At 67.1% G+C, this 25674-nt stretch carries 20 protein-coding genes and 1 pseudogene; 6 read left to right on the top strand and 15 right to left on the bottom strand.

What is annotated here, in order from left to right:
- Window positions 1–32 precede the first annotated feature (32 nt).
- The 10 genes and pseudogenes from dqs_RS21335 to dqs_RS15345 form a co-directional block, all read right to left on the bottom strand.
- Entirely contained in the window at window positions 33–845 is an 813-nt protein-coding gene (locus dqs_RS21335; protein WP_065341024.1) for a hypothetical protein, read from the bottom strand.
- 655 nt (window positions 846–1500) lie between these two features.
- Complete coding sequence (locus dqs_RS20825; protein ID WP_157108198.1) at window positions 1501–1902, bottom strand: hypothetical protein; 402 nt, start codon at window positions 1900–1902, stop codon at window positions 1501–1503.
- Between the two features lie 115 nt (window positions 1903–2017).
- Window positions 2018–3526 carry a hypothetical protein gene (locus tag dqs_RS15375; RefSeq protein ID WP_157108197.1) on the bottom strand — a complete coding sequence of 503 codons (1509 nt, stop codon included), beginning with the start codon at window positions 3524–3526 and terminating at the stop codon, window positions 2018–2020.
- Window positions 3527–4527: 1001 nt separating this feature from the next.
- Entirely contained in the window at window positions 4528–5223 is a 696-nt protein-coding gene (locus dqs_RS21295; protein WP_257737101.1) for a methyl-accepting chemotaxis protein, read from the bottom strand.
- Between the two features lie 180 nt (window positions 5224–5403).
- A pseudogene (locus tag dqs_RS21290) lies at window positions 5404–6555 on the bottom strand (FIST signal transduction protein); the annotation flags it as partial.
- A 432-nt stretch (window positions 6556–6987) separates the two neighbouring features.
- The gene (locus tag dqs_RS15365) at window positions 6988–7632 is read right to left on the bottom strand and encodes a response regulator (protein WP_011766706.1); all 645 of its coding nucleotides are present in this window, start codon (window positions 7630–7632) and stop codon (window positions 6988–6990) included.
- Between the two features lie 213 nt (window positions 7633–7845).
- Window positions 7846–9315: a sensor histidine kinase gene (locus dqs_RS15360; protein ID WP_065341021.1), complete on the bottom strand. Its 1470-nt coding sequence runs from the start codon at window positions 9313–9315 to the stop codon at window positions 7846–7848.
- Window positions 9316–9320: 5 nt separating this feature from the next.
- Entirely contained in the window at window positions 9321–11735 is a 2415-nt protein-coding gene (locus tag dqs_RS15355) for a TonB-dependent receptor (protein ID WP_065341020.1), read from the bottom strand.
- 22 nt (window positions 11736–11757) lie between these two features.
- A complete protein-coding gene (locus tag dqs_RS15350) occupies window positions 11758–12750 on the bottom strand; it encodes a quinoprotein relay system zinc metallohydrolase 1 (protein WP_065341019.1) in 993 nt (330 codons plus the stop codon).
- A complete protein-coding gene (locus dqs_RS15345) occupies window positions 12747–13559 on the bottom strand; it encodes a quinoprotein dehydrogenase-associated SoxYZ-like carrier (protein ID WP_065341018.1) in 813 nt (270 codons plus the stop codon). Before dqs_RS15345 ends, dqs_RS15350 begins: the two co-directional genes overlap by 4 nt.
- Window positions 13560–13887: 328 nt before the next feature.
- On the opposite strand from dqs_RS15345, the gene dqs_RS15340 reads away from it, so the two are divergent.
- A complete protein-coding gene (locus dqs_RS15340) occupies window positions 13888–15675 on the top strand; it encodes a PQQ-dependent methanol/ethanol family dehydrogenase (RefSeq protein ID WP_011766701.1) in 1788 nt (595 codons plus the stop codon).
- A gap of 286 nt (window positions 15676–15961) precedes the next feature.
- Here dqs_RS15340 and dqs_RS15335 read toward each other — a convergent pair whose 3' ends face one another.
- From dqs_RS15335 to dqs_RS15325, 3 genes are all read right to left on the bottom strand, one after another.
- Window positions 15962–16444, bottom strand: coding sequence for a c-type cytochrome (locus dqs_RS15335; RefSeq protein ID WP_065341753.1), 483 nt, complete (start codon window positions 16442–16444; stop codon window positions 15962–15964).
- 5 nt (window positions 16445–16449) lie between these two features.
- Window positions 16450–17037, bottom strand: coding sequence for a pentapeptide repeat-containing protein (locus dqs_RS15330; RefSeq protein ID WP_148268764.1), 588 nt, complete (start codon window positions 17035–17037; stop codon window positions 16450–16452).
- 103 nt (window positions 17038–17140) lie between these two features.
- Window positions 17141–19018, bottom strand: a complete 1878-nt coding sequence (locus tag dqs_RS15325; RefSeq protein WP_065341017.1) for a methanol/ethanol family PQQ-dependent dehydrogenase — start codon at window positions 19016–19018, stop codon at window positions 17141–17143.
- Between the two features lie 199 nt (window positions 19019–19217).
- Here dqs_RS15325 and dqs_RS15320 point away from each other — a divergent pair, with 199 nt between their 5' ends.
- The 3 genes from dqs_RS15320 to dqs_RS15310 are packed head-to-tail and all read left to right on the top strand — an operon-like array spanning window position 19218 to window position 22111.
- Window positions 19218–20552, top strand: coding sequence for a histidine kinase (locus tag dqs_RS15320; protein WP_041643833.1), 1335 nt, complete (start codon window positions 19218–19220; stop codon window positions 20550–20552).
- Window positions 20549–21196: a response regulator gene (locus tag dqs_RS15315; protein ID WP_011766696.1), complete on the top strand. Its 648-nt coding sequence runs from the start codon at window positions 20549–20551 to the stop codon at window positions 21194–21196. The genes dqs_RS15320 and dqs_RS15315 overlap by 4 nt, the downstream gene beginning before the upstream one ends.
- 57 nt (window positions 21197–21253) lie before the next feature.
- Window positions 21254–22111 (top strand): cache domain-containing protein, encoded by an 858-nt coding sequence (locus dqs_RS15310; protein ID WP_065341016.1) that lies wholly within the window; start codon window positions 21254–21256, stop codon window positions 22109–22111.
- A gap of 506 nt (window positions 22112–22617) precedes the next feature.
- Here dqs_RS15310 and wrbA read toward each other — a convergent pair.
- Together wrbA and dqs_RS15300 are read right to left on the bottom strand one after the other, a co-directional pair.
- Window positions 22618–23217 carry an NAD(P)H:quinone oxidoreductase gene (gene wrbA / locus dqs_RS15305; RefSeq protein ID WP_011766694.1) on the bottom strand — a complete coding sequence of 200 codons (600 nt, stop codon included), beginning with the start codon at window positions 23215–23217 and terminating at the stop codon, window positions 22618–22620.
- A gap of 116 nt (window positions 23218–23333) precedes the next feature.
- Entirely contained in the window at window positions 23334–24254 is a 921-nt protein-coding gene (locus dqs_RS15300; protein ID WP_065341015.1) for a LysR family transcriptional regulator, read from the bottom strand.
- 122 nt (window positions 24255–24376) lie between these two features.
- Here dqs_RS15300 and dqs_RS15295 point away from each other — a divergent pair, with 122 nt between their 5' ends.
- Entirely contained in the window at window positions 24377–24871 is a 495-nt protein-coding gene (locus tag dqs_RS15295) for a DoxX family protein (protein WP_065341014.1), read from the top strand.
- A 62-nt stretch (window positions 24872–24933) separates the two neighbouring features.
- The gene (locus dqs_RS15290; RefSeq protein ID WP_065341013.1) at window positions 24934–25620 is read left to right on the top strand and encodes a pirin family protein; all 687 of its coding nucleotides are present in this window, start codon (window positions 24934–24936) and stop codon (window positions 25618–25620) included.
- Window positions 25621–25674: the final 54 nt, after the last annotated feature.

Below are 25674 nucleotides of genomic sequence, written 5' to 3'. Positions count from 1 at the left end.
GCGCGGATATCACCTGCGCCAGAAGTCACAGCCTAAAGCGGGGAGTCGCATCCGGTTGCCCGGTCGCGTCGGGAAGCGTCGCTGAAAACGGCCTTGACGCCGTGCAATGGACGGTAGATGTGCAGACTTGGGCGGCGCTCACCAAGCCCGCGCCGGCTGCCGCCGCCCATCATCCTGCGGGCGATTTCGCGGTCGGCGGCCGGGATGACGCGTGCTACGCGGCCGGCGCAACTCGCCGACGCCGCAGCCCGAGCCCAGCAAGGCCAAGACAAGCCAGCACGAGCGAAGCGGGCTCCGGCACCGCCGTGGGGGGGCGTGCTGAAGCTGATGCGCCAGTCGGCAATGTCCAGCCGCGACACCTTCTGAGTAAGCGCCTCGGTACTGCTGATGAGATTGCCGTCGGCGTCGTAGCTGTAGGTAATGCGCTGTGCCATCCACAACTGGTCGATCTGGCCCCAATCGAGGCTGCCGATCGCAACGGGCAGCAACTGACCGTCGACCAGATCGAGCGTGACGTCACCCGCCAGCAACACCCGGTTCATCGTCAGTAGATTCTCAAACGAGGTCACGCGCCCCGCGTCGTCATACGTGTAGGTCGGCGCCAGATAAGCAACCTGATCGAACAGGCTAAGTGCCCCGGTATTGCCGCTGTAGGCCGAGGTGTAAGCGGTGAGGCCGCTGGCGATATCGCCGAACGACGCCAGCGCAAGCGACATCAGCGGGCTGGCCGCACTGGAACTGCTGCTGAGCCACGCCGGCGACGGCAGCGTCTGGAAACCCGAGGTCGTGTATCCCGCGGCGCCGCCAATGTTCTTGTAGCGGCTGGCATCGACAACGAAGCTCATGCTGCCGGCGACGTTGTCGGACGTGGCCCCCGTAAGTCGGCGAGTAGGCGTAGCCGGTGGCGCTGTCGTAGGTGTAGGACTGGTCGGACTGATATGAGCCAGCGGTGGCGCCGGTGAAGCTCTAGGTGATGAAGGTGGCGTTGGCGGCGCTGCTGCCGAGGGTGAGGGTGAGGGCGGCGAGCAGGTGGAATCGGGTGGGTTTGTTCACGGGTAGATGGGGGTGCGCCTCAAAGGCGCGAAAACCCCTGTGTCATTTCTAGGTACGCCTATCGTATTGATAAGGCATGCCCTCGGTCGTGCGGTTCTTCACACGTAGGACGGATGGCTGCAACGACAATTCACCGATTGGCTTCGTGGGATGAGGGGCAGCTATTCGGCCTTTGCCGCCGTTCACTCAGCTGGTCGTAGGGGTCCGCAATGCTTTGGACACCGCCGCTCTGGGTCAAAAGCAGTAAGCTTCTCTACAGCCACTGGGAATAGTGCATTGCTCGGTGATAAAGACCAGGTTTCCGAGTCTCTTTCCGGCGCGCGCTCAATTCTACGCACGAGAGGAAACCCCGCAGCGGCAAGAAGCCCTACCACACGTTCTTCCGTGGTGCCGCCGGTTGCTTCGTATGTCTCCGCCACAAACTCCACCCACTCGTGCCAAGGCGCGTCACAAATTTTTTGCTTCACTAGACGAGCAAAGAATTCCCATTTTCTCACCAGCTTCATTGTGCTTGGACTTGAGCACCTTAACTACCGCATCAAGATGGACTTTTGGAAGGTGAGGAGCTTGCCAGTCAATAAACTTAGTGTTGCCGAGCTGCAACGTATAGACGTAGAGAGCGGGCGGGAAAGAAATGCCGTTGCAGACAAAATCGGCTTCTGAAAGATCGCCTCTTTTTATCCTTAATTCTGTATGGCGCTTTGCATTCCACGCTGCTAATTCAGCAACACTGTATATGAATGAGTGAGCTTGCGAAGCCTCACCGAACGGCCGATCTTGAATTTTAAGTCCACTCTGCATAAGCCATCCAATAGAGGTACCGTGGTAGAGCGTTGGAATCGTTGGCATCGTCGCTTATGTGTTGTGTGGGCTTATTGGTTATGGACCGACAGCTGGCTTTCTGCTGGCAGATGACCATTCAGTGCAGTGTTCACCGGCTCTCCGATACCGAGAGGCTTGGACTTCATCTCGCGAACTGCTTACCGAACTGACTGATCTCGCGAAAGGCTAGTATCCGTGGGTTCTTGGTTGCAACGGGGAACTTGCTCAGTACGACGTGCTTGACTACCCCCAAACCAAACCGTTGCTTTAGCAGTCCCTCCCGCTCTTCCTCTTTGCGCAGAGCATCGGCGTAGTAGCGGTCAAGTCGCCGGTTGTAGCGCGCGAACAGGCTCGGATTTTCTTCCATGCGTGTAAGGTCGACGAGATTGTTTTTGCATTGGACGTTGTAGATGACGCAGTCCTTCGTCGCAACGACATCAAACTCCTTCCGCTCGATGCGCTTGACGTCGGAGACAAAAAAACCCTGCTTCTCAAGAGCGTCCTTTACCTGTTGCTCGAACATGAACCCAGACCGAACTTGGAACCTCTTGATCTTGTTCAGGCAGATCGTCTTCCAGCTGTATGCAAATCGGCTAAGCAGGGTTACCGTCGTCACGTAGTTTCGGCCGACGAGGATGAACGGAGCAAACGAATTGATAGCGTCAGCATAGCCCGTCCCGGCATACACGAGGCGTCGCTGTGCCGCGTTCGAAAGCCCGCAAAGGGCCATGAGGCTCTTGAGCGTGCTTGCTTCGAGCTCGATATGGTATTGATCACGTGCGTCTCGGGAGCAGGCCACGATAAATTGCGCCATCGCACCGAACGCGGTATCGCCGAGCTTGAACTCGGCATATGCGGCTTCCATCGCCAAAAGGTCATTGCACAGTTCTGGCACCGAAAACACCCGACCGGAATCGACCTTCATCCGATGCTTTAACACAGCCCCGTCAACCCGGTCGCGAGGCACCTCCGTGATGCCAACACGCTCCGGCTCAAGGAATGACTCGTCGAGTATGTCGAACGAATAGTTTCCTTTGAACGACTGCGGGCCCACAGTCAGCCCGTAGTCATCGTGAATTCTCAGCAGTACCAGGTGGCGGTAGAGGCTCGTAAGGCCGACGCAGCTATGTTCAACGATAGGCAGGAAGACATTCAGCGCGTCCAACGAATCAACGGGTTCTGTGCCACTGCACGCCGTGGGCATGCAGTACAGCAGGCCCACCATTTGACGTCGCCTCGACTGAAAGTAGGTGATAGCGCCGCCCAGGGTTCGAAACTCCTCCCCACCCTCCATTCCATGCATTCGAAAGGCTAAGCCGATTGCGGCCGACCTGCGCACTGTCTGAACAAACCGCCTAGCGACACCGGCTTCGAACTGGTCAGCCAGCATTGCGTGCAGGTTTGCGACCTGCGAATGAGAGAGGTGGTCGAGTCGCAGGCTAACCAGCGCCAGAACCGCCTGCTCATCCTCGAGTTCAAACAGAGGCAGGTTGATGAGTTCTTCAACGCCTCGCAGCGCCTCAAGCCACGCCGCGACGGCACTTCTGGCATTGAAAATTGAAAGCGAATTTTGTATGCCTGCGGAGTGCTGGCGAATCTGCTCCTGAACCAACGCCTCGGCTTCCGCACCAACAAGTTCTCGGGTGGCCATGGTAGCCGTCATTCCTTGCACAGCACTGGCCACCCGTACAAGGCGCGCCATGCAGACTCGACGGCACATCGTCCGGATTTCGAATTCATGAGACGTGTGACACGAGCACGATCTGTATCCGAGAGATTAGCCAAGCAAGGTGAGGCAAATACTCTCACTTCCCATGTTCGATCGTGGAGAAGGAAATGCCGGAGGCCCAAGGCACCGGTGCGGTCATTGTTTAACGCGAAATGAGCTCTGACCCGAGAGCAAACGCTGTCCTCATGGCCGTTGTACACCACGAGGCGGCCGTCCTCACTCGATTTGCAAAGAAGTTCTGGACCGAACGTTTCCCAATTGGCTCGAGAAGTTTCACCCACGTTGCAGCCCTTTAGCGGGAGCGTATTTGGGCGATCAAGGGCTTGCAATTCATCAATGCTCAAGTCGGCTAGAAACCAGTACCAGCCTTTGCCGTAGGACCTCCAAGGAATCTTGGGCTGGTACGATGCCCCCCAAGTCGCAGTGAATAGTTTGTCATCCCACGAATCGGCGTCTCCAAACTTTATGGAGTGACCATTCCTCCAAACCAAACGAGCAATGTCCGTGATATTCATACCAAGACCATGATGGCTAACCGTTTTATTTCACCGGCCAACGCAGATTTTCGCGCAGCTCTCGTGGAATGGCGGGATGGGCGTATGCGTTTAGTTGCCACAATCAATGACTTGCGCAGTTCGAAGCACGGCGAGGCTTGCAATGGTATCCACCTCCCCCTCCCTCCCACATCGAGACGATCTGCAAAATGTCCTTCACCATCTCTACCTCAAGGCACAGAATTATATGTCAAAAAAATAAAACCTCCTTCGGCTCCATCAGCAATTTGCGGAAAAATCGGATAAATCAGCCAAACCTTGCGTACTTCCGGTTGGCAATTGATAGCAGCCGTTGGCATCGCTCATGCGTAATGACCGCTTCGGCCGACTTGCCGCCACTGCCGGCCTCCGCCCCGCACCTACCCGCAGTTAATCCACCCCCGCATGCGTCAGCGTCCGCAGCGTATCCGCCACGCTCCGAGTATGCCCCGCCGATTCCGCCGTCTGCCCGCTGAACGCCTGGATCGCCTCCAGCATCCCCGACAGATTCGCCACGTCCGCAGACTGCCCTTCGATCGACTGCGCCACCCGGCCGATATCGCCTGCCAAGGTGGAAATGCTGGTGCCGATTTCGCCTGCGCTGGTGCGCGACTTTTCCGCGAGCTTGCGCACTTCGTCGGCCACCACCGCGAAGCCGCGGCCGGCTTCGCCGGCGCGGGCCGCTTCGATGGCGGCGTTGAGGGCGAGCAGGTTGGTCTGGTCGGCGATCTGCTGGATGATCTGGACCACGCCCTGGATGCGGCCGCTGGCGTCGGCCAGGGCGCGGGCGCTGGCGGCGACGCTGCCGGCCTGGCGGGTGAGGTCGCCGACGGTGGCGCCGGCGTTGGCGATGACGCCTTCCTGTTCCCCAAGCTGGCGGGTGAGGCCGTCCACCGAGGCGTAGAGGTCGGTAGCGCAGGCTTCCAGTTGCTGGGATGTGGCCTGGCGCAGCGCGTGGCTGTGCTGCAGGGTGGCGCCGAGGTCGTTGAGGCCGCGCACCACCGGGGCGTAGCTGCCGTCGAAGTCGGCGGCGTCGAGGGCTTCGTCGAAGCGTTCGGCCTTGTAGCCTTCGATCTGCTGCAGCATCACCCGCGACAGGCCGGCCAGCTTGCCGATCTGGCGGCGCAGGAAGAAGGCCTTGAACTCGCCGTAGTGGGCGACGAAGTTGTCCACGTATTCGTCAGCGAAGCGTTCGCCCGCGGCCACCTTGAAGAAGAACACCGCGGTCAGCGTCTGGTTGAGGTTGAGGCCGAGGATTTCGCCGAAGGTGGAGAAGCCGGCGATCTGGGTGCCCGCCACCAGGCGGTCGATGCCGGCGAGTTCGCGGTCGTTGTAGAGCCGGCGCAGGATGCAGTCGTTCATGATGCCGGCCACCGGCAGCCCCGGCTTGCCCTGCATGAAGCGGCGCAGGTCGCGGTCGGTGCTGTCGACGAAGCCGGTGCGGCGCACCAGCACGATCTCTTCGCCGGAGGCGATGTCGCAGTAGAAATGCACCAGCCGGGTCTGCAGGTCGATCTTGGAGATCGAGCGCACGAACAGTTCCTGGCCGACGCGGATGGCGAAGGAGTAGTCGCCGAGCTTCTGGTCGAGTTCTTCGGCGCGGCATTTCAGCGCCTCGCACAGCGCATCCACCATCGACAGGATGCGGCCGCTGGCGGTGATCACCTGGCCGACGTGGCGGCGTTCCAGCGAGGCGTGCAGCACGTGGAAGGAAAGCCCGGCGGGCTCGAAGTTCTGGCTCTTGAACACGCCAAAGCGCGCGCCCGGTGCAGTCTTGAGGAACACGACGAGGGCGTGGTTCTGCAACTGGCGGCGGCCGTCGTGCAGCGCGGTGCGCACGAAATCCAGCTTGCCGCCGGCCGAGCCGCCGACGAACAGACAGGGGAAGCGGCCGGATTCGTAGAGCGCTTCCATGAAGAAGGATTCGGACGCGGACAGCCCGTCGAACAGCACGTAGGCGAGGGTGTCGCGGTGGTCGATGTCCATCTCGACCCGGGTGTTGGCGATGCTGCTGGTAAGCCGCGCGATGCGTTCGTGCAGCTCGGCGGGCTTGCCGCCGCTGCGCAGGTCTTCACTGCCGAGCGGAATCGAGACGACCTCGGCGCGCGCGATGATGCTGGCGTCGAAGCACTGGATGACGACGCGGTCCCAGTGGTTGCCGGTGTCGCAGTAGAGCCGGCTGCCGCCTTCGCTGCAGAGTTCGCCCGCGGTGGTGGTCAGCGCCAGCGCTGCGCCGGGGAAGCGGCTGGAGAGGGTGGCGGCGACACGGTCGATGTCCACATGCGGCGACACGAAGGCGGCGACGAAGGTCGGCTTGATCACCGCGCGCGCGAGGACGGTGTCGAGATCGGCGGCGCGCGCCTGAAGGGTGACGACGCCGCTACCGGTGTTGCCATTGCGTTTTGTGAACAGTCCCATGTGCATTCTCCTGCGCTGCGGTCGGGGGCCGCGGCGGTGTTACGCCCGTTTGTGGTTTATCGGCAAGGTGAGGGCGGGCTTGATGGTTGTTGCGGGGGGCTTGGGGAGAAGGTTTTTCTCCTTCCCCTTCAAGGGGAAGGCAGGGATGGGGATGGGGTTTGGTCTGCTGCCGCGCTATCCAACCCCATCCTCACCCCATCCCGGGAGCCTCCGCTTCGCTCCGTCGCTTCGGCGGTGCAGAGCGATGCTCTGCGAAACCCCGCCTGCGCCCCCTTGAAGGGGAGGGGGCGAAGCCGGTCTGCTCAGGCGTTTCCGCTTTGTTCCGTCGCTCGACGGGAGGTAGCCGTGTTTGAAAGTTCCTGTCTTGACCGTTGGAACGGGAGCGATTGGTTTGACGCTGACGTTATGCCAACCGTGTTTCACCCCCGTCCCTCAAGCCTCCACCAACCCCGCCCGTACCGCGATCAAGGCCAGTTCCGCGGCGTTGCCCGCGTTGAGCTTCTGCTTGATGTGATACAGGTGGGTGCCCACCGTGCTGGTGCTCAGGTTCAGCGTTTCCGCCACCTCGGCCACGGAGCGGCCGCGGGCGAGTTGCAGGAAGACGTTGAATTCCTTGCCGGTCAGCGCGTCCGCCGGGTGCTCGCTGCCGCCCAGCCGCGCCAGGGCCAGGCGCGGGGCGATTTCGGGGTCGAGGTAGCGGCGGCCGTGGGCGACTTCGCCGATCGCACGCAGCAGTTCGCTGGGATGGGCGCGCTTGGAGAGGTAGCCGGTGGCGCCGGCCTGCAGCGCGCGCGCCGGGATCTGGGTGTCGTCGTGGGCAGAGAGCATCAGCACCCGCGCATGCGGGTAGCGCGCGCGCAGGCGTTCGAGCGCGGCAAGGCCGCCGATGCCGGGCATGGAAACGTCCATCACCAGCGCGTCGGGCTGGTGTTCGGCATAGGCGGTGATCGCCGCTTCGCCGCTGTCGGCCTCGCCGACGACGACAGCACCGGCGCCCTCGATCAGCAGGCGGAAACCCATGCGGACGACGGCATGGTCGTCGGCGAGCAGGATGCGGAGGTCGGCGAGGGAGGTCATGGTGGAATTCCGGTGGAGAGGGGAACGCGATGTGGTGCTGGGGGGGTGTTCACTCCCTCCCCTTCAAGGGGAGGGTGGGGGTGGGGATGGGGTTAGCAGCGGATGAAATAGCGATTTCTACGCGTGCGATGAAAAGGCCAACCGCTCAAAACAGCCTGCAAGCCGCTTCCATCACAAAGGGAAGCGTTGGACTGCACTCGGAAGTCGTCATACTCATACTCTCGGAGAGTTTTGCATCTGGTTCAGTGCTGCGGCCGACCCCATCCCCCTCCCAACCTCCCCCTTGAAGGGGGAGGGGCAAACCTTCTCTTCCCCGCCAAGCGGCAGCCGCGCCCGCACGCACAGCCCACCCCCTGCGGCGGTCTCGAAGTGCAGTTCCCCGCCCAGGTCCAGCACGCGCTCCTGCATGCCGGTCAGGCCGAAGCGGGGCTTGTCGCCTTCCGCGCCGGCCAAACCGCAGCCGTTGTCGGCGATCGAAAGCTCGATCGCATCCGCGCTGCAAGCCAGGCTTACCGACACGGTGCTGGCGCCGGCGTGGCGGGCGACATTCGTGAGGCCTTCCTGCAGCAGGCGCTGCACGGTCAGGGCGACTTCGTCGGTGACTTCGCCTTGCGGCGCCTCGGTGCGGCAATCCACCTGGATCTGCGGATAGAGCGCGCCCCATTGCGCGCACCAGGCGGCCACTGCTTCGTCGATGCGGGCGCCGGTGGCCACCGTGGGCGGGCGCAGGCGGTGGAGGATGGCGCGCACGCCGTCCTGCATCTGGCCGGTCATGGCGACGATGGTCTGGGCGCTGCCGTGGATGCCGGGCTGGTCTGCGCTGCGCTGGCCGATGGCGCCGGCGATGGCGCGCACGGCGGTGATGCCTTGCGCGAGTTCGTCGTGCAGTTCGCGGGCGATGATGCGGCGTTCTTCCTCCAGCCGGGCCTGCAGCGCGCGGGCGAAGCGCTGGTCTTCTTCCAGGCGCTGGTTGTCGGCCAGGGTGTCGTCCAGGCGTTCGGCAAGGCGGTTGTAGCTCTGCGCCAGGCGGTCGAGTTCGGGTGCGGCGAGCGCGGGCAGGCGGCGGTCGAAGAGGCCGTCGGCGCCACGGGCCAACGCGGCGTCGATCGAGTGCAGCGGCGCCAGCGCGCGGCGCAGCGCGTGGTGGCAGGCGAAGGCGATCAACGCCAGCGCGGCGAGCGCCCAGCCGGACATCGCCACCAGCTCATCCCAGGCGTCGAGCACCGAGCGCGAGCTGTCGGGCCGCAGCACCAGTTGCTGCTCGCCCGCGTCGAAGCGGCGCTCCAGCGGCAGCGGCGCCAGCCAGTTGGCGAACCAGGCGGGCGCGTCGCGGCCGGCCTTGTAGGCCGATGCCGGCGACTGGTAGACGGTGCTGCCGTCCGCGCCGATCACTTCGAGCACGTTGGAGCGCAGGCGGCCGACTTCGCGCAGGTTGGTCATCAGCCGCTCGGCGCCGTGCGCCGGGTCGCGGTCGGTTTCGCGCGCCAGCACCGTCAACCACTGCCCGGCAACGCGGCCGGCGGCCTCGGTTTCCTCGCGGATGGCGTTGCGCGTCTCGCTCACCCAGGCAAAGCCCGCGGCCAGCAGCAGCGCGGCCACCAGCGCGCACAGCACCAGGCTGACGCGCGCGTGAAGGCTGAGTGCGGCGCGGCGGGGGGACGGAGACGAGGCGGCGGCTTTCATGGCGATCAGGCTCCCCAGCGGTAACGCAGGCCGATCCAGCCGGCGCGCGGGGCGCCGGGGGCGTAGAAGGTTTCGCGCGCCCAATCGCCCGAATTGGTCTGGAAGGCGCCGCCGGCATCGAAGGGGTTTTCCGCGAGCGCGCCGCCGGTGGCGTACTTGCGATCGAACACGTTATTGACGCGGCCGAAGAGTGTCCAGCCCCCGCCCAGCTTGTAGTCGGCGTTGAGGTTGAGCACACCGTAGCCGGCGATCTTGCCGCTGCCTTCGAACGTGCGGGTTTCGCCGAAGGCGTCGGTGGCGTCGCCGGAGCGGTGGCGGTTGTTCTCGTTGCCGCGGGCGTACTGCGAGGAGAAGGCGACGAAGTCGGCGCCCACGCGCAGCGCCTCGGTGGCCTGCCAGGACAGCATCAGCTTGAGGCTGTGGCGCGGGATGCCGGGCAGCGTGTCGCCCTTCTTCACCAGGATTTCGTCGTCCTGGCCGTCGGCGGTGCATTCGGCCGACTGCCCGCGCGAGCTGTTGTTCTCCGCCAGGATGCAGGCCGAGGACTGGAAGCTGGCATCCACGTAGTTGTAGTTCAGCGCCCAGTCCAGCCCGCGGTGCTTGCCGGCCAGGCCCAGTTCGGCGCCCTGGCGGCGGGTGCGGCCGAAGTTGGTGAAGTAGCCGGCGCTGGTGGAGGTGCCGACGAACAGGATGTCGTCGTGGTTAACGCTGCGGTACAGGCCGGCGTTCCAGCGCAGGCTGTCGCCGAGCAGGCCGGGCACGGTGCCGCGCACGCCGAGTTCCAGCGTGCGGGTGACCACCTGCTTGAGGAAGGGGTCGGCGGCAAGCGCGTTGGGCAGCGTGCAGGGATTTTCCGGGTCGGCGCAGCCGAGTTCGATCGGCGAGGGCGCGCGGTTGCCCTGCGAGTAGCCGCCATACACCGTGAGCTGCTCGCTGGCCTGCCAGGTGAGGCCGAGCGCCGGGTTGAGCTTGCGGTAGGTGAAGTCGCCGTCGAGGTTGGGCGGGGTCGGGTCGAGGCGGTCGTGGTTGATGACGCGGGTGTGGTTGTAGCGCGCCGAGGCGGTCAGGTGCAGCGCGGGCGTCAGCGCGTAGGTGTCGGTCAGGTAGATGCTGCTGGTGCGGGTTTCGCCGTCCAGGCTGTTCTCCAGTTCGACGTCGTCGGTGGGCACCACGCCGCGGCTGGCGTCGAGCAGGCCGAGCTGGCTGGTCTGGCTGAAGCGGCTCTTGCTGCGGTCGTGGCTGACGCCGACCGCCAGCTGGTGGGTGTCCGCGGTGTGGCTCCACTGCAGGGCCACTCCGCGGGCGCGCTGGATGTTGCGGGTGCGGTTGTTGGCGCCGGTTTCCGCGTTGAAGCCGCCGGCGCCGTTGGCCGCCGCGCACTGCGCCTCTTCGGGCGAGCCGCTGGCGAAGTCGGCCGGGTCGCAGTCGCCGTCGTTGGGGCCTTCCTCGAAGTCGTCGTTGGCGTCGCCGTTGAGCGTGCGGGTGCGGGTTTCGCGGTGGTAGATCGACGCCGACAGCGTGTTGCGGTCGTCCAGCCAGTAGCGCCCCGAGAGCGCCACCATGGTCATGTCGTTGCGGGTGTTGTCCGGGTGGGTGAACACCGCGCGGCGGCGCTGGTCGAGCATGGATTCCGGCGCGAGGCCGTTGCCGGTGAGGTCGGTGTCGGCGCGCAGCAGCGTCAGGTCGATCTCGCCGCTGTCGATGCGCTGGGTGAGCTTGCCGAAGAACTGGCGCACCTCGGACGGCGAACGGTCGCGCCAGCCCTCTTCCTTGAACAGGTTGGCGGCCACGTAATAGCCGGTGTCTCCGTGGCTGCCGCCGTGTTCCACTTCCAGGCTGCGGCGCTGGAACGAGCCCCACAACACCTGTGCTTCGCCGCCGGGGTGGTCGAAGCCGTTCTTGGTGCGCAGCGCGAGCGCGCCGCCCAGCGTGTTGAGGCCGTACAGCGGATTGGAGCCGGGCAGCAGGGTGACGGTGTCGAGCGCCATCTGCGGGATCAGATCCCAGTTCACCGTGTCGCCGAAGGGCTCGTTCACCCGCACGCCGTCCAGATACACCGACAGCCCCTGCGGCGTGCCGAGCAGCGGCGAGGCGGCGAAGCCGCGGTAGTTCACGTCCGGCTGGAAAGGGTTGCCCTGGATTTCGTTGATGTTCACGCCGGGCAGGCGGTCGCCGAGGAAGTCCGGCAGCGCCACGCTCTGCTTGGCGCGCAGCGCGGCGCTGGTGACGGTCTGCACATTGGACGGCACCTGCTCGCGCGGCAGGTCGAGGCCGGGCAGCGGCGCGACGGCCACCACTTCGACGGCGCCGAGCGCAAGTTCCTGCGCAAGGAGCGGGGCGGGGGCGAACAGCGTGGCGAGCGCGGCGGCGATCGGCGTGAGCGGGGCAGCGCGCAGGCGGCGGGGGGAGGGTGTCTTCATTGTCGTGTTCCAGCGGGGCAGGTCAGCGCCGGCCCTGGGTTTCGAGCGCGGCCTGTTCGGCGCGCGGGAAAAGGTGGGCGACGCTGCGGCGGTACTCGGTTTCCGCGAGCGCAATCGTGCGGAAGCGCGCCGGCAGCGGACGTCCCAGCATCTCGGTCATGTCCAGCCCGTTCTCCGCGCCTTCGCGGATTGCCGCCTGCAGCCAGCGCAGGTAGTCGCGGGTCTGGCGGATCGGACCGGCATCCGCCGCGGTGTCGCCATGGCCGGGCACCAGCACGCGGAAATCCAGCCGCTCCAGCCGGTCCAGCGCGGACAGCCAGGCCGGGATGTCGGCGTGCGGGGTGGTCGGCGCGCGATCGTGGAAGACGAGGTCGCCGGCAAACAGCACGCCGCTGCCCACGTCCAGCACCGCAAGGTCGGCGCCGGTGTGGCCGTCGGCGGCGATCAGCTCCAGTTCGCGCCCGGCCACGGCGAGGCGGCCGGGCGCGAGCGCGCGCTGGGGCGCCACCGGCTCGGTGTCGCGCATCCAGTCGCCGTTCAGGCGGTACATGTTGTCGGTGAAGGCGCCGCCTTCGGTGGCGATGCCGGTGCTGGTGGCCGGCAGCGCGGCGAGCGTGGCCGGGGCAAAGGCCTGGTTGCCGAGGAAGTGGTCGGGGTGGTGATGGGTGTTGATCACCAGCACCACCGGCAGCGGCGTCACCCGCGCGATCGCCGCGCGCAACTGCTCGCCGTAGCGTTTCGACACGCCGGTGTCGATCACGACGACGCCGTCCTTGCCGACGATGAAGCCGGTGTTCACCACATTGCCGCCGTTGGCGAAGGAGAAGTCCTCGCGCCGGCCGATCAGCGCATACACCCCGTCGGCCACACGCTGCGGCTGCAGACGATAGTCGAAGCTGACGCTGCGCTGCGGCGCTTCGGCCACCGCCTGCAGCGCGTAGCCGGCGCCGGCACCGGCGGCGATCACCACGGTGGCGCCGACCACGGCGCGGCGCAGGCTGGCGAGGCCGCTCATTGCGCCACCTCGCGCAGCGTGGCGGGCGTCAGGGCCGTTTCGCGCGCGACCTCGGCGCGGATGCGGTTGCCGTTGTTGTCGCGCCCGCTGACCTGCAGCGCACCGTCGCCCGGCGTGGGCAGGTCGAGCGTGAAGATGGGGTTTTCGGCGACGGGCGCGCCGGGCTCGATGCGCATCAGCATGCGGGTGCCTTCGCGCAACTCCAGTTCTTCGATGTGGAACAGCGGCACGCTCGCGGCAAGCCCGGTATCCATCGGGTGGATCACGCGCAGCCGCACGCGTTCGCCCCCGCGCACCAGCGGCCATACCCGCGCCGACACTTCGTTGAGCCGTTGCTGCCATTCCGGCGAGGCCGAGCCGGTGGAGGGCAGCGTACAGCCGCCGCCGGTGGTGGTGACCCAGGTGCCGCCGACATGCCAGACGCCGTCGGCGGTACGCGCCGCGGCCCGCACCGGGGTGGATTGCTGCAGCTTGAGGCGGAAGCCGAGCGTGGCCGCGGCCGCCTCCGGCATGAAGCGCAGCGCCTGCACGATGGGATTGAAATCGGCGAACACCAGCACCTCGCGCACGTCCGGCAGCGCGGAGGCATCCACGCTGACCGGTACGTTGAGCGGGTCCTCGGCCACCGGGGGCGCGACCACGCGCACGCGGCGGTCGAACTCCACCCGGGCGTCACGGAAGAACTCGCGCCGCATGTCGGTCCAGCGCGCGGAGTCGAGGGGGTCGGTGGCGGGTGATGGTGCCGCGGCCGCCGCCAGCGGCGGGGCGAGCAGACCGAATACCGCGGCGAGTGCGGCGAGCAGGTGCATTCTTGTTGTCTCCTCTTGCGCGGTCATTGCCGCGCATCTATATGGTCAACCGTAACGCAAAGGACGTGCCACCGGTTGTAACGCTGCTGTCACGCTGCGCAGCGTGGGCGGTTGTTCAGTTTTGGAGCAGGTGGCGACATTTGATACAGCGAGGGCCATGCTACAGAGGGTGGCCGCAGTTCCGATTCCGCGTTGCCGCCACGCTGTGCGGCCGCCGGGCCCGCGTGGCATGCCGCTTGCAGAAGCGGGTGGGGGACCCGGTATGGGCAGCCGCCGAAGCGGGATCACCAGCACAGCAAACGACGACCAAAGAAATCAAGGAGGAATAATGGAGAAGACTCGACAGCCCGCCCGCCGCGTGGCTCTCACTGCCGTGGCCGCGGCGCTCTTCGCGCTGGGCGCACCGGGCGCCGGTGCGGCCAACGTGACCGACGCGGACGTGCTGAACGACGCCACCAACACCAAGCAGGTCGTGACTTTCGGCATGGGTACGCAAGGCCAGCGCTTCAGCCCGCTGACCGCCATCAATACCGATACGGTCAAGAACCTGGTGCCGGTGTGGTCGTTCTCCTTCGGCGGCGAGAAGCAGCGCGGCCAGGAATCGCAACCGCTGATCCAGGACGGCAAGATGTACGTCACCGCCTCCTACAGCCGCATCTTTGCGCTCGACGTGAAGACCGGCAAGAAGCTGTGGAAGTACGAGCACCGCCTGCCGGACGGCATCATGCCGTGTTGCGACGTGGTTAACCGCGGCGCCGCGCTCTACGACAACCTGGTGATCTTCGGCACCCTGGATGCGCAGCTGGTTGCGCTGAACAAGGACACCGGCAAGGTGGTGTGGAAGGAGAAGGTCGACGACTACGCCGCCGGCTACTCGATGACCGCCGCCCCGATCATCGTCAAGGGCATGGTCATCTCCGGCGTGTCCGGCGGCGAATTCGGTGTGGTCGGCCGCATGGAAGCCCGCGACGCCAAGACCGGCAAGAAGATCTGGGTGCGTCCGGTGGTCGAAGGCCACATGGGCTACAAGTACGACGCCGAAGGCAAGGCCATCGAAAACGGCATCTCCGGCACCACCAACAAGACCTGGCCGGGCGACCTGTGGAAGACCGGCGGCGCGGCGACCTGGAACGGCGCGACCTACGATCCGGAAACCAACCTGATCTTCGCCGGCACCGGCAACCCCTCGCCGTGGAACAGCCACCTGCGCCCGGGCGACAACCTGTTCTCGTCCGCCACCGTCGCGATCGACCCCGATACCGGCAAGATCGCCTGGCACTACCAGACCACGCCGCATGACGGCTGGGACTTCGACGGTGTGAACGAATTCGTTTCGTTCGACTACAAGGGCAAGGACGGCAAGGTCGTCAAGGCCGGCGGCAAGGCCGACCGCAACGGCTTCTTCTTCGTGCTCGACCGTACCAACGGCAAGCTGCTCAATGCCTTCCCCTTCGTGAACAAGATCACCTGGGCGAAGAGCATCGACCTGAAGACCGGCCGTCCGGTGTATGACGACTCCAACCGTCCGGGCGATCCGTCCAAGTCGGCCGATGGCAAGAAGGGCGAGGTGGTGTTCGCGGCGCCTTCCTTCCTGGGCGGCAAGAACCAGCAGCAGATCGCCTACAACCCGCAGACCGGCCTGTTCTACGTGCCCGCCAACGAGTGGGGCATGGACATCTGGAACGAGCCGATCTCCTACAAGAAGGGCGCGGCCTACCTGGGCGCCGGCTTCACCATCAAGCCGCTCAACGAGGACTACATCGGCGCGCTGCGCGCGGTCGATCCGGTCTCCGGCAAGATCGTCTGGGAAGCCAAGAACAACGCGCCGCTGTGGGGCGGGGCGATGAGCACCGCCGGCGGGCTGACCTTCTACGGCACCCCGGAAGGCTACCTGAAGGCGCTCGACGCCAAGACCGGCAAGGAACTCTGGTCCTTCCAGACCGGCTCCGGCGTGGTTGCGCCCCCGGTTACCTGGGAACAGGACGGCGAGCAGTACATCGCCGTGGTGTCCGGCTGGGGCGGCGCGGTGCCGCTGTGGGGCGGCGACGTCGCCCAGCGCGTGAACTTCCTGGAGCAGGGTGGCTCCGTGTGGGTGTTCAAGCTGCACAAGTCCTGATGTTCGATCGGGCGACCGTCCTCCACGGTCGCTTTTCACGGCACGGCTGCTTCGGCAGCCGTGCCGTTTTTGTTTGTGGAGCCGGCCACCGGCGTCCATCGGGGCGGGACGGGTCGACGCCCGGTTCGCGCGCGGGCCCTTCGCCGGGCGCAGGGAAAGCGGCAGTGCGTCCGTCCGCTCGCGCCTGCGATCTGCAACCGCTCGGGCCGAGCGTGTCGAAGCCCGGTTGGCGGCGAGGCCCCTGGGCGAACGCAAGGCGAATGTTGTCGCGTGCCTCATCGCCGGCTCAGTCGCCCTTCGGCGTGCCGCTGCTTTCGACGAAGCTGCGCAGCGCCCACACCAGCTCGGGCTCGAGCACGCCGTCCCAGGCCGGCATGTGCACCACGCCCACCTTCACCTTGCCCTTCAGCACCGAGCTGACGAAGTAGTGATCGACGTCGCGCTGGCAGCGCTGGCGCAGCGCGTCGTCGGCGATGCGCGTGCAGCTGCGGCCGAGGCGGCGCAGGTCGGGCGCGGGCGCGGCGTGACCGTCGGCATCCGCGCCATGGCAGGGCGCGCAGGCCTGGTTGAAGGCGCTGCGGCCGATCTCCGCGGCGCGCGGATCGCCACGGTAGGGATTGTCGGCCTGCCACTGGCCGTGCTGCGGCGCCAGCGCGGAGGCATCCACCTGCGGGCGCTGGGCGTCGAGGGCGAGGGCGGGCAGCGCGGCGGCGAGCAGGGCGGCACCGAGCAGCCGGCGCCATGCAGTGGGCGAGGGATGCGGCTTCATGCGGGTCACCATCCGGTGGGGCAGCCGCGACAGCCTTCGAACGAGCCGTCGGGGAAGATCGTGTAGCGCAGCACATTGCCCTCCATCACTGCGTCCTGCAGGTTCACGGTGACGAACTTGGCCTCCTGCAGGTCGGCGCTGACCAGCCGCGCGCCCTTGAACCAGGAGAAGTTGAGCCGCGCCATCTCCAGGTTGGCGGCGGTCAGGTCGGCGCCGGAGAAGTCCGCACGCATCAAGCGCGCGAATTCCAGATCCGCCGCGACAAGCCGCGCATTGCGGAAGGTGGCGGCAGGGGCGCTCGCCTTCGCCAGCCGCGCGGCGGTGAGGTTGGCGCCGTCGAAATTGGCGCCGGCCAGATTGGCGCCGCGCAGGTCCGCACGGGTGAGGTCGGCACCGGAAAAGTCGGCCCCGGCGAGGTTCTTGCCCGCGAGGTCGGCATGGCGCAGGTCGGCACCGGCGCAGCGGGTGTAGGGCCAGATCGGGCAGTCGCCGATCACCAGCGGCTCTTCCGGCGTGCCGGCGGCGTGGGCGCCGTTGCAGGCCGCGGCGGTGGCGAGGACGGCCATCAGGTTGCGCAAGCGTGGACTGGGCATGGTGGTTCGGGTGTGAGTGCCCGCGGCGGGGAGGCGCCGCGGGCGGTTGGCGGAGTGCGGCCCGGCGTTGCCGCCGGACCGCCTTGGGCCTGCCTGCTGGGGCTTACTTGCTGGCCACCTGCCTCGGCAGCTTGAACACCCACATCGACCCGCCCTGGGTGACCTGCTTGGTGAGGTCGGCCATGTCGCCGCCCCACAGCGGCACCGCGCCACCGTAGCCCGACTGGATGCCGATGTACTGCTCGCCGTCCATCTCCCAGGTCACCGGCACCGAGACCACGCCGGAACCGGTCTGGAAGGACCACAGCTCCTTGCCGTTCTTCGCGTCGAAGGCCTTCACGTAGCCGTCCGAGGTGCCGGTGAAGATCAGCCCGCCGGCGGTGGTCAGCGTGCCGGCCCACAGCGGGAACTTCTCCTTGTGCTCCCAGGCGATCTTGCCGCTCTTGGGGTCGATCGCGCGCAGCACGCCGACGTGGTCGTCGAACAGGCGCTTGATGCGGAAGCCCTGGCCGAGATAGGCGGAACCGGCCTTGTAGCTCAGGTGCTCGGTCCAGTAGTCCATCGCCCAGTGGTTGGCCGGGATGTAGAACAGGCCGGTGTCCGGGCTGTACGACATCGGATGCCAGTTGGTGCCGCCGAGGAAGGGCGGCGAGACGAACACCGAATCGCCCTTGTCGGCGCCTTCCTTGGGCGCCGGCGGCCGGTTGCCCTTCTCGATCGGCTTGCCGGTCTTGAGGTCGAAGCCCGACGCCCAGGTGATGCCATCGACGAAGGGCCAGGCGCCGATCAGCGAGGTCGGCTTGTTGGGGTAGCCGGCGCCGTTGGCGAGCTTGTCGCGGTCGGTGACGAAGAAGAAGCCGTTGCGGTCGGCATGCGCCGAGGCTTTCACCTGCTTGCCGGTCTTCGGGTCCTTGTATTCGAACAGGATGATGGAGTTGTTGCCGGAGAAGTCCCAGGCGTCGTTCGGGGTGTGCTGGTAGAAGCCCTTCAGCTCGCCGGTGCTGGCATCCACGTAAGCCTGGCCGGAGGTGAACAGGTTGTCCCAGTTCTGCGGGTCGTCGCCCTGCGCGGTGCGCTTCCAGGTGTTCCACGGCGCGGGGTTGCCGGCGCCGATGACGATGGTGTTGTTCTCGGCATCGAAGCTGGCGGTCTGCCAGGGCGCGCCGCCGCCGTGGCTCCAGGCCTCGACCTTGCCGGTGGGGGAGTTCGGGTCGTTGGGCCACGACGGCGCCTTGGCGTCGCCGGTGGGCGTGCTGTCCTTGCCGTTGAGTCGGCCCACGTGGCCCTCGACCAGCGGCCGCGCCCACACTTCCTCGCCGGTGTCCGGGTCGCGCGCATACAGCCAGCCGACCACGCCGAACTCGTCGCCGGAGGAGCCGTGCACCAGCAGGATCTTGCCGCTCTTCTGGTCCTTCACGATGAAGGGCGCGCCGGTCATGGTGTAGCCCACCTTGTGGTCGGCGAACTTCTTCTTCCACGCCACCTTGCCGGTGTTCTTGTCGAGCGCGACGATGGAGGCGTCCAGCGTGCCGAAGAACACCTTGTCGCCGTAGATCGCCGGGCCGCGGTTGACCACGTCGCAGCAGGGGCGGATGTCGTCGGGCAGGCGGTGCTCGTATTCCCACAGGCGCTTGCCGCTGCGGGCGTCGATGGCGAAGAAGCGCGAGTACGACGCGGTGGCGTAGATCACCCCGTCATGCACCAGCACCTGGCCTTCCTGGCCGCGCTGCTTCTCGCCGCCGAAGGAGAAGGTCCAGGCCGGCACCAAGCCGGCGACGTTCTTCGTGTTCACCTGCTTCAGGGTGCTGTGGCGCTGCGCCTTGAGGCCGAGGCCGTAGGACAGCACGTCGCCGGTGGTCTTGTCGTCGTTGGCGATGTCGTCCCACGTGACGTTGCTGGCGGCTGCGACGGGCAGCGCAAGCGCGGCGGCGAGCGCGGCGACGGTCATGCGCAGCCGGGGCGCGGGTTGCTTGGTTCTCATTGTGGCTCCTTGCCTCCTGTGTGATGGGCATCGGAGGCGGGTGGGCCCGGCTCCGGATGGCGGCCGCAGTATGTCGGCCGGCGGCGGCGGCGGTCGCGGGAGCGCGGAACCGCAAAACCGGGAAAATTTCCCGATGCGGGTAATGGCACGTGCCTTGCGTAATGAAGGGCAAACAAGACCGAAAACGATGGAGGCTGGCGTGGATCTGCGGGTGCGCTTGGTCGTGCGGCTGTCGGGCTTTGCCCTGGCGCTGCTGGCGGGAGCCTGCCTGGTGGTGGGGCTCAATCTCAGGCAGGACGTGGCGGAGGAGATGGCGGCCTCGGCGCGTCTGGCCGACCTGATGCTGGCGATCGGGCAGACCCAGCCGGCGGAATCGATCGCCGGACTGATCGCCGCGGGCGAACTGCGCCATGTGCAGGTGACGCTCGATCGTTCAGTTTTGGAGCAGTCGCCGGCGCAGCCCCCTGTGCCGGCGCCGACCAGCGGTGCCGACGCGGTGCTGCTGGCGCTGTTCGGCTGGCTGCTGCCCTCGCAGGCGGACGCCGCAGTGCGCCGCATCGAGCTGGCCGGCGGCGACGGCGCCGCGCTGCTGATCCGGGCCGAACCCTTGTCCGAACTGCGCGAGATCCTGCGCGATGCCGCCCGCCTGCTCGGCCTGCTGCTGCTGTTCGCCGCCGGCACCGTGCTGGCCGCGTGGCATGCCGCCGACCGCGCGCTGCGCCCGGTGCGCGCGCTGGAGGACAGCCTCGCCCGGCTTGCCCGCGGTGACACGCAGACCGCGCTGCCGTCCTTCCAGCTCAAGGAGTTCCGCCGCATCGCCGGCGCCATCGAACGGCTGGCCGACAGCCTCGCGCAGTCGCGCGCGGCAGAACGCCGGCTCGGCCGCTGCCTGATGGAGGTGCAGGAAACCGAGCGGCGCGAACTCGCGCGCGAACTGCACGACGAGTTCGGCCAGTCGCTCACCGCCATCGGCGCCGCCGCCGCCTTTGTCGAACGCCATGCCGCCGCCGCCGAGCCGGCGCAGCTCGCCGAATGCGCGCGCGACATCCGCGGCGAATCGGGGCGCATGTCGGCCCAGGTTCGCGGCCTGCTGCGCCAGCTGCGGCCGCACGGCCTGGAGGGGCTGGGCATGCTCGATGCGCTGCGCGAACTCATCGCCGGCTGGCACCAGCGCCTGCCCGGCGTCGCGCTGGAGGTGGCGCTGCCGGCGCGGCTGCCGGCGCTGTCGGCGGAAGCGGGCCTCGCGCTCTACCGTACCGTGCAGGAGGCGCTCACCAACGTGCTGCGCCATGCCGCCGCCAGCCGGGTGGACATCGCGCTCGCCGCCGATGGCAATGGACTGCTGCTAAGGGTGGCCGACGACGGCTGCGGCCGCGCCGCCGAGGTGATGCGGCGCGCCGGCGGCGGTCTGCTCGGCATGCGCGAACGCGCCGCAATGGCGGGCGGCGAGTTCCGCCTGGAAGACCGCCCCGGCGGCGGATTGGTGACCCTGCTGCGCCTGACTACGATGAACGGGAAGGAGGCCCCGCGATGATCCGCATCCTGCTGCTCGACGACCATGCCGTGGTGCGTACCGGTTACCGCCGCCTGATCGACGCCGAGCCCGGCCTGCAGGTGGTGGCCGAGGCCGCCACCGCCGACGAGGCCTATGCGTGCGTGGTGGGCGGCGGCATCGACGTCGCGGTGGTGGATCTCAGCCTGCGGGGCGCCAGCGGCATCGAGGCCATCCGCCGCATGCTGGCGCGCGACCCCGGCCTGCGCGTGCTGGTGCTGTCGATGCACGACAGCCCGGGCTACGCCACCCAGGCGATGCGCGCCGGCGCGCTCGGCTATCTCACCAAGAACAGCGAACCGGACGAGATGCTGGACGCGATCCGCGCGGTGGCGGCGGGCCGGCGCGTGCTGTCGGCGGAGATTGCGCAGGCGCTGGCCGGCGCCGCGCTCGACGGCGAACAACTGCTGACGCGGCTGACCCCGCGCGAATTCGAGGTGCTGCGCATGGCCGCCAGCGGCGAACCCGCCGCCTGCATCGCCGACCGCATGCACCTCAGCCAGAAGACGGTGCTCAACCACCTCTCGGCGATCCGGCAGAAGCTGGATGCCGACAACGATTTCAAATTGCTCAGGCTGGCTGCGCGCCACGGCCTGGTAGACCTGGGGGCCGAAGCCATGTGCTGAGGCGACCCGAATGCGCGCGTGTTGCTGTTCCGATCCGTAACGCTGGAGATGAGAAAAATGAGTCACACGATCCGCTACCGCATGCTCCTCGCTGCGCTGTGTACCGCCGGCCTGGCGCTGAACGCCGCCGCCGCCGACCGCAGCACCCCGCGCGAGGCCCGCGCGCTGTTCGACCAGGCGGTGAAGTACATGGAAGCCAATGGCCCCGAGCGCGCGTTCGCCGCGTTCAACAACCAGAAGGGCCAGTTCGTGCGCAAGGACCTGTACGTGTTCGCGCTCGACGACAAGGGCACCTACCACGCCAGCGGCGCCGCGCCGGAATCGCTGGTGGGGCTGAACGTGATCGACACCGTGGATGCCGCGGGCAAACCGCTGTTCCGCGAGATGATCGACAGCGTCAAGAGCGCGCCCGAAGGCAGCGTGCGCTATGTCTGGCTGAACCGCGCCACCAACAAGGTCGAACCCAAGGTGAGCTACGTGCGCAAGGTGGGCGATTACGTGGTCGGCGTGGGTTACTCCGTGCCGCGCTCCACCGCCGATGATGCCCGCCGCATGCTCGACGAAGCGGTCAAACTGGTGCGCGACGAAGGCCACACCAAGGCCGCCACCGCCTTCAACGACCGGGGCGGCAAGTTCGTGCATGACGATCTCTACGTGTTCATGGTCGATCTCGCCAGCGGCCGCTTCGAGGCGATGGGCATGAACCCCCAACTCGCCGGCTCCGACGCCAAGAGCCTCACCGACGCCGAAGGCCACGCCATCGTGTCCGACATGATCACCAAGTCCAAGGCGCGCGGCAGCGCCACGGTGGACTACGTGTGGCGCAACCCGGTGACCAACGCCGTGGAGAAGAAGCGCAGCTACGTGAAGCGCGAAGGCGGCGTGCTGGTGGGGGTGGGGCACTATCTGGAGTGAGGGTCGGGTAGGCTCGGACTCGTTGCGAGATACTGACTTGCTCCCTCCCCCTTGAAGGGGGCGCAGGCGGGGTTTCGCAGAGCATCGCTCTGCGCCGCCAAAAAGCGACGAAGCGAAGCGGAGGCTCCCGGGTTGGGGTGGGGATGGGGTCAGCGCCGTGCGTGCTTCAACCCCATCCCCCTCCTAGCCTCCCCCTTGAAGGGGGAGGGACAAAACACGTCCTCCCAAGCGGTCTCGCCGCTCCGCCTCTCGAAGGGCTGAGGCCGCCCGGGCTGCCTCGCTTTTGCTCCCTCCCCTTCAAGGGGGTGAAGCAGGGGTTTCGGCAAGCACTGCTTGCCGCCTGCTGAACGACGAAGCGAAGCGGAGGCTCCCGGGTTGGGGTGGGGATGGGGTCAGGCGCCTCGCGTGCTTCAACCCCATCCCCCTCCTGACCTCCCCCTTGAAGGGGGAGGGACCAACCCTTCGGTTTCCGAAGCATCCTTGCTTCAGGAATCGCTCTCGTCCCTTCACCCCGCCAGCTTCGCCGCGATCTTCGCCACATGCCCGCCCTGGAAGCGGGCCATCGCCAGTTCGTTTTCGCTCGGCTGGCGCGTGCCGTCGCCCTTGGCGAGGGTGGTGGCGCCGTACGGGCTGCCGCCGGTGATCTCGTCCATGTTCATCTGCCGCGCTTCGGTATACGGCAGGCCGACGATCACCATGCCGTGGTGCAGCAGCGTGGTGTGGAAGCTGGTGATGGTGGTCTCCTGCCCGCCGTGCTGGGTGGCGGTGCTGGCGAAGACGCTGCCGACCTTGCCGACGAGCTTGCCGCTCATCCACAGGCCGCCGGTCTGGTCGAGGAAGTTGCGCATCTGCGAGGCCATGTTGCCGAAGCGGGTGGGGGTGCCGAAGATGATCGCATCGTAGTCCGGCAGCTCGCCCACGGTGGCGACCGGCGCCGGCTGGTCGAGCTTCATGCCGGACTTGCGCGCCACCTCCTCGGGTACCAGTTCCGGCACGCGCTTGATCGTCACTTCCGCGCCGGCGTCGCGCGCGCCTGCGGCGACCGCTTCGGCCATCTTTTCGATGTGTCCGTAGGACGAGTAGTAGAGAACCAGCACCTTGGCCATGTCGTTTCCTCCACGAGTGGGTAAGGGACGAAGGCCGGTGCGCTGCGGTGCGCGCGGGCGGCACCGGCGTGGCTTCAGCCTAGACCACCGCGACGGACCGCGACACGCGGCGTATTTCAGCCCGAAACCGGCACCAGGCCGGCGCGGCTGTCGAAGCGGAGCGCGGCCAGACGGTCGAGGAACCAGCGCAGCGCCTTGCCGCGCGCGGCGCTGCGCCAGGCGACCGACAGCGCTTGCGGCGGATGGGCCTTTTCCAGGCTGAGTTCGCACAGCGTGCCGGCCGCCAGCTCGGCGCCGATGCGGTGGCGCGGCAGATAGCCCACCCCGAGGCCAAGGCATTGGGCTTCGATCTTGCGGGCGATCGACGGCACCACCACGCGGCTGCGGCCGTCCAGCAGGCCGGTGGAGCGCGCCGGCAGGTAGCGCGAGCTGTCGGCCACCACCACGGTGGGAAAGTCGAGCAGCGCCTCGGTCGCAAGCGGCTGCGCCAGCGCGCACAGCGGATGCCCCGCGGCCACCGCGAAGACGAATTCCACCTCGCCGAGCGCGCGCGTGGCGATGCCGCCCGCAATCGCCTCGCCGGCGGCGCCGATGACGAGATCGCAGCGCCCGGTGTTGAGCGCGTCCCAGCTGCCGCCCAGCACTTCCTCGCTCAGCAGCAGCTCGGTGCGGTGCTGCAGCGTCTGGAACTCCGCGACCAGCGCGTAGATCGGCGCGAAGTTGAGCACGCTGTCCACCGCGATGCGCAGCTCCACCTCCCAGCCGTCGCCCACCGCCTGCACCAGCCGTGTGAGTTCCTCGGTGGCGGTGAGGATGTGGCGGCCCTGTTCCAGTACCAGCCGGCCCGCGGGCGTCAGCACCGCGCGGCGCTTGCTGCGGTCGAACAACTGCACGCCCAGGTCTTCCTCCAGCTTGCTCACCGTGTAGGACAGCGCGGAAGGCACGCGGAACAAGGCTTCGGCCGCGGCGGCAAAGCTCTGCTTGCGGTAGATGGCGTCGAGCACGCGCAGGGCATCGAGGGTGATCGGTGAGGCCATTGTTCAAACGGTTTGAACTGAATGGTCGATATTGTCCGTTATTTTTTTCGGATGCCGCTACCTATCATTCGCTCACCAGTCACCGAGACTGATCAAAAAACCCGAACCCCAGGAGAAAGACAATGCGTACCCAACTCATCCACCGCCTTACCGCCACCCACGCCGGCCTGGCCGCGCTCGCGCTGCGGGTGCCCGTGGGCATCATCTTCATGGCGCACGGCGCGCAAAAGCTGTTCGGCTGGTTCGGCGGCTACGGGCTGGAAGGCACCGGTCAGTGGATGGCCTCGATCGGCCTCGGCCCGGGCTACCTGATGGCGCTGCTCGCCGGCTCGGCGGAGTTCTTCGGCGGCCTCGCGCTGGTGCTCGGCCTGCTGGCGCGGCCCGCGGCGCTGGCGCTGGCGGGAACGATGGTGGTCGCGATCCTCAGCGTTCATATCGGCAACGGCCTGTTCATGAGCAACAACGGCTACGAATTCGGCCTCGCGCTGCTCGCCGCCACGGTGTCGCTCGCGATCAGCGGGGCCGGCAGCCTCTCGGCAGACCGCGCGATTGCCGCGGCGACCGCGACCGGCGGCCGGCAGGGTGCCGCGCACGCCGCCACGGTCCGCCACGCCTGACCCCCACCGACATTCGCCGCGGGGCAATGCCGCCCCGCGGCCAGCCTTATCAGGAGATTGCGATGATCCAGGTCCGTCCCGCCGCCAGCCGTGGCCACGCCCATTTCGGCTGGCTCGACAGCCGCCACACCTTTTCCTTCGGCAGCTACCACGATCCGCAGCACATGGGCGTCTCCGCGCTGCGGGTGATCAACGACGACCGCGTCGAACCGGGCGCCGGCTTTTCCGCCCACCCGCACCGCGACATGGAAATCATCAGCTACGTGCTCGAAGGCACCATCGAGCACAAGGACAGCCTCGGCTCGCACAGCCGGCTGAAGGCGGGCGAACTGCAGGTGATGAGCGCAGGCACCGGCATCGTGCATAGCGAATACAACCCGTCGGCCAGCGACGGCCTGCACTTCCTGCAGATCTGGATCCAGCCCGACACCCGCGGCGTAACGCCGCGCTACGAGCAGCACGACATCTCCGCGCTGCGCGGGCTGCAACTCGTGGTGTCGCCGGACGGGCAGGGCGGTTCGCTGCGCATCCACCAGGACGCCCGGGTGTGGCTGGCCCGCTTCGACGGCGCGCCGCTCGGCTTCGCGCCAGTGGCCGGGCGCAGCTACTACCTGCAGGTGGCGCGCGGCGAGGTCACGGTGAATGGAATCGCGCTCGCGGCCGGCGATGGCGCCACCATCACCGCAGAGGCTGAGCTGCAGCTGAGCGGCGCGGCCGGGGCGGAGGCGCTGCTGTTCGATCTGCCGTGAGTTGGGGGCCAGCCGGCGTGAAGACACGCCGGGCATCCTGGCCCCCGTTTCAAT

The sequence above is a fragment of the Azoarcus olearius genome (genome assembly GCF_001682385.1).
Taxonomy (GTDB): Bacteria; Pseudomonadota; Gammaproteobacteria; order Burkholderiales; family Rhodocyclaceae; genus Azoarcus; species Azoarcus olearius.
The sequence above is the reverse complement of the archived record's forward strand: the minus strand, read 5'-3'. Positions and strand labels throughout refer to the sequence as shown.